This is a genomic window from Sporosarcina sp. P17b (assembly GCF_002743115.1).
GTDB lineage: Bacteria > Bacillota > Bacilli > Bacillales_A > Planococcaceae > Sporosarcina > Sporosarcina ureae_C.
Genome location: NZ_PDYP01000040.1, coordinates 1 through 989 on the forward strand (window position 1 = coordinate 1; position 989 = coordinate 989).

Below are 989 nucleotides of genomic sequence, written 5' to 3' on the forward strand. Positions count from 1 at the left end.
CAGTCAGATGTACGAAGAGCTGTTAGAAAAAGAGATCATCCCTGAAATCGAACGGGAAAGTCTGGATGAATTATCTACCGCGGAACTGTCTAAAGTAGTAGAGAAGCTAGATGAAACTATCCAAACCTATACAGAAAAGATTAACGCTAGCGAAGATGTCGAGGAACGTAAACAAATTCGCTCGCTACGAAAAGAACCTAAACAATACCGTAAACAATTTCAAGACTTCTTGGATCGAAAGCAGAAGTATCAGCACGATATGAAGATCTTTGGCCATCGTAACAGCTACTCGAAGACGGACCGCGATGCGACCTTTATGCGGATGAAAGATGATTATATGAAAAACGGGCAACTAAAACCGGGATATAATGTGCAAATTGCGACCGAAGGGCAATATACCCTCGCTTTTGACGTGTATCCAAATCCGACCGATACGCGTACACTCATTCCATTCTTAGATACTATTGAACAAGACTTTTTTGAGCTGCCACAGTATATTGTCGCGGATGCCGGTTATGGAAGTGAACAGAATTACGGAGATGTCATTGAAAATCGAAAGCGCGTTCCGCTTATTACCTATAACCACTACCGGAAAGAAAAGAAAAAGAAGTACAAAACCGATCCTTTCAATACAGCGAATTGGGCATATGATGAAACTACGGATACCTTTACTTGCCCAAATGACAGAAAACTCGTGTTCCGCTACCTTTCCAATCGGACGGATCGTTATCAATTCACACGGACGATGAAAGTATACGAATGTGAGGATTGTTCAAGCTGCCCATTGCGCTCTTTCTGTACCAAAGCAAAAGAAGAGAACAATAGGAAGTTGTATGTGAATGAAAAGTGGGAACAGCAAAAAGAATATATTCGTGAAAAGCTTTCAGATAAGAAAACAGGTGAAATTTACGGCAAGCGCAAGATTGACGTAGAGCCAGTTTTTGGATTCTTGAAGGCTAATTTAGGGTTCACTCGTTTCTCCGTAAGGG

At 41.5% G+C, this 989-nt stretch carries 1 protein-coding gene; it reads left to right on the forward strand.

What is annotated here, in order from left to right; all coding sequences use genetic code 11:
- A partial coding sequence (locus CSV76_RS16915) for a transposase (protein WP_143560392.1) occupies positions 1–989 on the forward strand: 989 nt, incomplete at both ends.